Below are 584 nucleotides of genomic sequence, written 5' to 3' on the forward strand. Positions count from 1 at the left end.
TTATGATCAAGAGCACTCACACAGGTACCTTCAGTTACTGTAAGCGTGTAGGTCCCTTCGTAAGTAGCCTTGTCGGCATTATTAATGGTCAGAACGGCGGTGTTTTGTGTACTGCCATCGGGTAGCAACCAAGAATAGGTCGCTCCTGGAGCACCTCCTCCACCGGTTAATGTTATATCATCGCCTTCGCACCATTCGGTGGTAGTCTCAGCGGCATCTCCATTAATGGTCGGCACCGGTAAAGCCTGAATGGTAACTACTACTGTTACTTCTGTACTTGTACAACCATTTGAATCTTCTACAGTAACGCCATATGTCCCGTTATCTGTCACATCAGCCGGGTCAATGGTTAAGGTAGCACCTGTTTCGCCTCCAATTACAACTCCGCCTTTTGTCCAGGTATAAGTAGTATAGGTTCCTGAACCTCCTGAGGCATTGGCACTAATCACCAAACTTCCTCCATCGCAAACAGGAGCATTGTAGGATGGCGCTACAACTGGATTATCATTAACCGTAACACTTGTAGTAGCCGTTCCGATACAACCGTTAGTATCTTCAACTGTTAGAGTAAAGATATGCACTCC

Annotated in this window: 1 protein-coding gene; it reads right to left on the reverse strand. The window is 46.4% G+C overall.

Features of this window, described 5'->3' with window-relative positions:
* On the reverse strand, window positions 1-584 hold a 584-nt coding region (locus KDU71_RS22800; protein ID WP_212193440.1), incomplete at both ends, for an Ig-like domain-containing protein.

This window comes from Carboxylicivirga sediminis, assembly GCF_018156225.1.
Classification (GTDB): domain Bacteria; phylum Bacteroidota; class Bacteroidia; order Bacteroidales; family Marinilabiliaceae; genus Carboxylicivirga; species Carboxylicivirga sediminis.